The organism is Fulvivirga sp. (assembly GCF_040220315.1).
GTDB lineage: Bacteria > Bacteroidota > Bacteroidia > Cytophagales > Cyclobacteriaceae > Fulvivirga.
In genome coordinates this window covers 22,370-28,369 of record NZ_JAVJUY010000052.1, presented here as the reverse complement: position 1 = coordinate 28,369, position 6,000 = coordinate 22,370, and the positions used below count along the sequence as shown (strand labels likewise).

The following is a 6,000-nucleotide window of genomic DNA, read 5'->3' as shown; positions in this document are numbered from 1 at the left end:
CAGTTAAAGGTAAGTGAATTGCTCGCTGGGCGGTTTTTAAATGCCTACGGACAGCCAATTGATGATGGACCAGAGTTAGTAGGTGAGGAGCGGTTAATAAAAGGGAGTGCGGTTAACCCTGTTCGGAGAGCTAAACCCTCTACACTATTAGCTACAGGAATAGCGGGCATTGACTTAAATAATACGCTGGTAACGGGCCAGAAAATTCCCTTTTTTGCAGATCCTGATCAACCATACAATCAAATATTGGCGGAAGTCGCCATGCGTGCGAAAGCAGATAAAATTATCCTTGGCGGAATGGGTTTATCCAATGACGATTACCTGTTCTTCAAAAGCACATTTTCTGATGCGGGAGTTCTTGATAAGATCGTATCGTTTATAAACACTTCTGAAGATCCCCCTTTAGAACGCTTGTTAATTCCTGATATGGCTTGCACAGCGGCTGAGTACTTTGCCAATGATAAAAAGCAAAATGTGCTGGTTTTACTTACCGACATGACCCTTTTTTCTGACGCATTGGCTATAGTGGCTAATAAAATGGATCAAATTCCTTCTAAAGATTCTATGCCCGGCTCGCTTTATAGTGAATTGGCAAGTATTTATGAGAAATCTGTTCAGTTTGTTCATGGTGGTTCGATCACCATTATAGCTGTAACTACACTAAATGAAGGCGATATAACCCATGCTATTCCTGACAATACTGGCTATATCACAGAAGGGCAGTTGTTCTTAAAACATGATACCGACATCGGAAAAGTAATTATTGACCCCTTCCGAAGCCTGTCCAGATTAAAACAAAATGTAATTGGTAAGAAAACGCGCGAGGACCATCCGCAAGTGATGAATGCCTTAATTAGGCTATATGCCGATGCTGCTGAAGCCAAGACTAAACGTGAAAACGGATTTGATCTTAATGACTATGATGAAAGATGTTTGGCATTTTCTAAAGAGTATGCACTTCGCCTTTTAGCGGTGGATATTAATATTTCGATAGATGAAATGCTTGATACCGGTTGGGAATTATTGATGAAATACTTTGAACAATATGAAGTGGGAATTAAAGAGCAGCTGACGAAAAAATATTGGAAAAAACAAGAAGGTAAAATGGTTAAAGAAAAGTAAGCAAATAGATGCCGATTAAATTCCACTATAACAAAACCACCATCCAACAATTTGGTAAGCAGTTGGCTATTCGCCAAAGGGCATTACCTATTTTAAAGAATAAAGAAACCGCTCTTCGCCAGGAAGAAAAGAAATGTGGAAAAGAGCTACAACAACTTCTTGATCACAAAGAAGAACTTACTAAAGAACTGGAAGCATACCAAAGTTTTTGGAACCAGTTACCTGATGTTTTGTCATTGGATAGCGAAGCCACGCATTATAAAAAGGTAGTAGGGGTAAAGGTTCCTGAGGTGAAGAGTATATCTTTTTCTCTGGCTGAAATTGCCTGGTGGAATTATCCGGCATGGGTGCCTTCTGCAATTGATATATTAAAGCGCAGTATTACATTGGATATCAAGTTGAAGGTGAAGTCTAAGCAAATAGATTTACTGAAAACAGCAAGAAAAAAGACTACCCAAAAGGTAAACTTATACGAGAAGGTTCAAATACCTGAATATGAAGCTGCCATCATGAAAATAAAGCGATTTTTAGAGGATAAGGAAAATATATCTAAAGCAGCTCAGAAGATAGTTAAAAAACGACAGGAGCAAGATATCACTGTATGAAAGAGGTCTTTAAAAAAATAGAAATACTGGTGCATCATCGAGATAAATCGATGATTGTCAATGGTCTTCAAGATCTTGGGGTAGTGCATTTAGAACTTAACGATGACTATCGAAATGAACCTATCGAAGCGCTGGAGGCCAAAAAAAGTCTATTGAAAAAGGCCAGTGAAATACTAGACAAACATGAGGGTGTAAAAAATAAGCCAGGAGAGATAAGATCAGCTAATAAGCCCACAATTGATGAGATTGCCTCTCAAATTTTAGCACTCAACGAACAAAGTGAGCAGGATAAGCAGCAGCTTGAATCGCTCAAAAAGACTAAATGGAAATATGAACTGTTAGGTGAATTCGATGAGGATAAACTCTATAAAATTCAGCAATCGGGAGTACGTCTAGCCATTTACACCTCTGATCGAAAACAGTATAGTCAGTACAACTTTGGAAATCTTGTTTGTGAACCCATTTCAGAAACTAAAGACAAGGTTTATTTTGCTGTGCTATCTTCAACTGAATCAGTAGAGTTACCTTTTGAAGCCATACAATTACCGAAGAAAAGTTTAGCAGAAGCCAGCGCAGAAGAAAATGAAATAAAGGATCGGCAACAGCACGTCTCAAAAACCCTGGATAGTTATGTTCCCTATTTAAATAAAATAGCTGACGAAATAGAGTCACTAGAGAATCAGATAAAACTTCAAAAGGCAGACGGAAGCTTTTTAGCGTATGGCGATGGCGCTATATTGTACCTTTCTGGGTGGTATCCTCAAACTGAAAAGAACAAAATTGAAGAATTTATTACTCACAAAAATTTAGCCTTTAAGTTGTCTGAGCCAACGGTCCGTGATAACGTACCTGTGCTTCTCACTAATCTCAAATACCCCAAATTATTTGAAAGCATAACGGGCATTTTTCAACTTCCATCTTATTATGAAATGGACTTGACGCCATTTATTGCGGTTTTTTACCCAATTCTCTTTGCTTATTGTCTAGGTGATGCCGGGTATGGATTAATACTACTTTTAGCTTCAGTTATAGGCTGGTTTACATTTTTAAACCAATCTAAAAACATGGCAGTTTTGGGAGTTATTTTAGGATCATTCACCACCCTCATGGGACTAGTAAAATCAGGTAGCATTTTCGGGATGCCAATTATCACCGAAGAGCCCAACGCCTTTTTCGCCTATTTGTCTCAATTCGTTCTTATTCCTGATGACCGCGGAGTAGTTTTTAATGCATTCAATGTAGCCCTTATGATAGGTGTTGTCCAAATTTTGGTAGGTATTATAATATCAATAGTTAATAAAATTAGGTATCAGAGTTGGCTGGCAAGCTTTTCTCAATTTGGTAAATTATTCATTGTAGTGAGTCTAATATGGATGTTTTTAGCCGATATGCAGCATGTTATAGCACTTCAGCCTTTGGGTCAGCTCAGGGTAATTTTACTCATAATGGGAGTAGCGCTGGTCATGTTCTTCCACGATCTGTCTGTATCCATTACTAAAAGACCATTTACAGGCATTCTACCCCTGTTTTTTATTGCTACAGGCATTTTGGGTGACGTGCTGTCGTATGTCAGGCTTTTTGCTTTGGGCGTTGCTTCTTCTGTATTAGGCTTAGTGGTCAATCAAATTGGCATGCAGATAATGGAAGGAGGCTGGTGGCATTTAATATTGGGTATACTATTTCTTCTTATCGGTCATAGCCTGAACCTGGCATTGGCCACTTTAGGAGCATTTGTTCACCCTTTAAGACTCACTTTTGTAGAGTTTTATAATAATGCTCAATTTGAAGGAGGAGGAAGAGCCTATAAGCCTTTTAAAAAATCAAACGTATCATCTTAAAAAAACATCAATGGAAACTTTACCCCTAACACTTGCTTTTATTGGAATCGGATTATTAGTTGGACTTTCTGGCTGTGGTAGTGCCATGGGCACCGCCATTGGAGCCATGTCCACAGTTGGCGCATTAAAAAAACGTCCAGAAGCCTTTGGTTCTTATATTGTTTTGAGCGCATTACCAGGAACTCAAGGGCTATATGGCTTTGCCGGATTCTTTATTCTGCAAGACCTGATCAGCCCAGAAATGACATTATTACAAGGAGCAGGGATACTGGGCGGTGGACTGGCATTGGGTTTAGCAGGACTCATCTCCGGAATGTATCAGGGTAAAGTCTGCGCAAATAGTATTGACAGTATTGGTTCTGGAAACGATGTTTTTGGACGTGCTTTGATTTTGGCAGTGTTTCCAGAACTCTATGCAATTATAGCATTTGCCTCACTTTTTTTAATTCGAGGTATTTTGTAATTGTAAAAAGTAAAACTTATGAAAGTTACCAATGAATACAAACCATTTAAAGTCGCCTTAGTAGCACTTGATCTCACTGAGTTGGACGATCGTCTGATCCAATATGCATCTTTGATGGCCAAAGTTTTGCCATTAGAACAAATCTATTTTGTTCACGTGGCCAAAGATTTAGCACTACCTGCCGACCTTTTAGAAGAATACCCAAATTTGTTAGGCCCTCAAGATGAAAGCATTGAGGCCGACATTCAGCAAAAAATAGATAAATATTTTAGTGCTCCAAATGTAGCGGTAAAGTGCATTATAAAGGAGGGAAACCCAATTGATAAAATACTCAAACTTTGTAAGATCAAAGATGTTGATCTCATTTTTATGGGCCGTAAAAGAAGCTTACATGGTTCTGGAATTGCCTCAAGCGGCATTGCACGAAAATGCCCTTGCTCTTTGTTATTAGTGACGGAAGATTCTAAGCTCCAATTAAACAAAGTGCTTGTTCCTGTGGATTTTTCAAACCATTCCAGCCTCGCCATGAGGCAGGCTATTGAAGCACGGTCAAATAATGGGTTTGAACTTTCGGCAATACATATTTACAGTGTGCCTAGTGGATATCATAAAACAGGTAAAAGTTTTGAAGAGTTTTCAGATGTAATGAAGACACATGCACAAAAAAACTTCAGACAATTTTTAGAATCAAATGATTTTCCCTCTGACATTCCATGCGAGTATGAATTGACAAAAGATGCGAAATATGCCCCATTGGCTTATGAGTATGCTGAAAAACATAACATTGATCTCATCATCATTGGCTCAAAAGGACGTACTGCGGTATCTTCTATTTTAATGGGTTCAGTTGCAGAAAAGCTTGTATATATTGATAGTCACATTCCTGTATTAATAGTAAAAAGTAAAGGTGAAAATATGAGCTTTTTGGATGCGCTCATGAAAATATAAAAATGGAATTAACCGATAGTTTGAAGAACATTGGTAGAGTAAATTCAGATATTCTTGCTGTCGAAAGTACCATGATTAAATCAATAAAGAAAATATGAAAAACGCTATAGGAATTATAGGAATGGGTTGGGTTGGCAGCAGCGTGGCCATATCCATACTTCAAAGGGGAATATGTGAAGAGCTACTAATTAACGACATTCAATCAAACATTGCTGAAGGTGAGGCCATGGACTTAAACCATGGGTCTTCCTTTTTTCCTTCTGCCAAAGTAAAATCTGTTTCAATAAAAGAAATGATACATTGCAGAGCCATTGTCATTACCGCAGGTAGAAATGGTAAACCCGGAGAAAGTCGGCTCGATTTACTCCGTGAAAATGCAAATATAGTAGATGAAATATCATCACAGCTGATCGGTTTTTCTGGTATTCTTATCATCGTGGCCAATCCCGTGGATGTGCTTACTCATTTTTATCAGAAGTCTACAGGATTGGAACCCTCTCGGGTAATTGGTACTGGTACCATGCTAGATACAGCGAGATTACGTGAGATGATTGGAAACGAGCTTAATGTAGATTCTAAAAGTATTCATGCCAATGTAATAGGTGAGCACGGGGATTCTGAGGTAGTACTGTGGTCCGGTGCGCAGATTGAAGGTATAGATCTAACCGATTGGGCGGGATGGAGTACTGATGTTCAGTCGATAATTTCACATCAGGTAAAAATAGCTGCACAGGAAATTATTAAACGAAAAGGTGCAACAAATCATGCTATCGGACTAGTGACAGCTACATTATTAAAATGGATTTTTAGAGGAGAGCGAAGGGTGGTGAACCTCTCCAGTTTGATTCAAGGGCCCTATGGGTTGTTTGATGTTACACTGTCACTGCCCAGTTTAATCTCTAGAGATGGGATAGAAAAAGTGCTAGAAGTGAAAATCAGCGATGATGAACGTGATAAATTATTGGCCTCCTCAGAGGTCATTAAAAAGGCCATTCTGTCTGTTTAACTTTTTAATAATGATTTA

Annotated in this window: 6 protein-coding genes; all 6 read left to right on the top strand. The window is 38.6% G+C overall.

Annotated features, from left to right (window positions below; translation table 11 throughout):
- Positions 1-1,122 (top strand): V-type ATP synthase subunit B (locus tag RLO81_RS02310; RefSeq protein ID WP_350106649.1); only part of this gene is annotated, 1,122 nt, incomplete at its 5' end.
- An 8-nt stretch (positions 1,123-1,130) separates the two neighbouring features.
- On the top strand, positions 1,131-1,727 hold the full coding sequence (locus RLO81_RS02305; RefSeq protein ID WP_350106646.1) for a V-type ATP synthase subunit D: 597 nt from the start codon (positions 1,131-1,133) through the stop codon (positions 1,725-1,727).
- On the top strand, positions 1,724-3,565 hold the full coding sequence (locus tag RLO81_RS02300; protein ID WP_350106643.1) for a V-type ATP synthase subunit I: 1,842 nt from the start codon (positions 1,724-1,726) through the stop codon (positions 3,563-3,565). Before RLO81_RS02305 ends, RLO81_RS02300 begins: the two co-directional genes overlap by 4 nt.
- The gene (locus RLO81_RS02295; RefSeq protein ID WP_350106640.1) at positions 3,510-4,028 is read left to right on the top strand and encodes an ATP synthase subunit C-like protein; all 519 of its coding nucleotides are present in this window, start codon (positions 3,510-3,512) and stop codon (positions 4,026-4,028) included. The genes RLO81_RS02300 and RLO81_RS02295 overlap by 56 nt, the downstream gene beginning before the upstream one ends.
- Positions 4,029-4,046: 18 nt before the next feature.
- Positions 4,047-4,976: a universal stress protein gene (locus RLO81_RS02290; RefSeq protein WP_350106637.1), complete on the top strand. Its 930-nt coding sequence runs from the start codon at positions 4,047-4,049 to the stop codon at positions 4,974-4,976.
- 94 nt (positions 4,977-5,070) lie between these two features.
- Positions 5,071-5,982 (top strand): L-lactate dehydrogenase, encoded by a 912-nt coding sequence (locus tag RLO81_RS02285; protein WP_350106634.1) that lies wholly within the window; start codon positions 5,071-5,073, stop codon positions 5,980-5,982.
- The last annotated feature ends 18 nt before the right edge of the window (positions 5,983-6,000 follow it).

What these genes read in the sequence shown, in the direction of transcription:
- RLO81_RS02305 (WP_350106646.1), top strand. Translation starts at nt 1,131, where the DNA reads ATGCCGATTAAATTCCACTATAACAAAACCACCATCCAACAATTTGGT.
- RLO81_RS02300 (WP_350106643.1), top strand. Translation starts at nt 1,724, where the DNA reads ATGAAAGAGGTCTTTAAAAAAATAGAAATACTGGTGCATCATCGAGAT.
- RLO81_RS02290 (WP_350106637.1), top strand. Translation starts at nt 4,047, where the DNA reads ATGAAAGTTACCAATGAATACAAACCATTTAAAGTCGCCTTAGTAGCA.
- RLO81_RS02285 (WP_350106634.1), top strand. Translation starts at nt 5,071, where the DNA reads ATGAAAAACGCTATAGGAATTATAGGAATGGGTTGGGTTGGCAGCAGC.